This window comes from Streptomyces sp. WM6386, assembly GCF_000972385.1.
Classification (GTDB): domain Bacteria; phylum Actinomycetota; class Actinomycetes; order Streptomycetales; family Streptomycetaceae; genus Streptomyces.
In genome coordinates, this window is record NZ_JXTE01000423.1 from 1 (window position 1) to 532 (window position 532).

1 protein-coding gene is annotated in these 532 nt (G+C 67.1%); it reads left to right on the plus strand.

What is annotated here, in order from left to right; translation table 11 throughout:
• Window positions 1-206: hypothetical protein (locus TN53_RS48910; RefSeq protein WP_046264179.1), on the plus strand; the 206-nt coding region annotated here is incomplete at its 5' end.
• Between the last annotated feature and the right edge of the window lie 326 nt (window positions 207-532).

Below are 532 nucleotides of genomic sequence, written 5' to 3' on the forward strand. Positions count from 1 at the left end.
GAGGACACAACGCGGTCGAGTTCGCCCTGCTTTGCACCTGTGTGAAGAACCTCGAGGTGGACGGCTGGTCCGGGTGGCCCACGAACGTCGCCGCCCTGACAGGCAATACGGTCATACTCGCCGGCCAGGGCAAGCGCGTAACCTTCCAAGCCGAGGAGATTCGCGCCGAGCCCCCCATCGGACGGCTGGTCAGCCGCGCGCGGTGACGACACTCGCAGCTCGAAAAAGAGACGGACGCACCAGGAGCATCGGTCACACGGTCATGATCCGGTGTGGGCCGGGCGCAGTTGGCTGGTGAGGGTGAGCAGGTCTTCAACGAGGCGTTGCGCGGTGAAGACTCCGCTGCCGGCGATGAACAGGTCGGTGCCGACGAGGTCCGAGCAGGCACCGAGTGCCGGGGTGCCGAGGAATGCGGCGCCGGTGTGGGGCCGGTGAACCGCCAGTACAGCAGTGCTTCGTCGGTGCCTGCCGGGGTGAGTCGTTCGATGGTGTGCCGGTAGTCGGAAACGCCGCGGCGAGTGCGGTCAGCAGC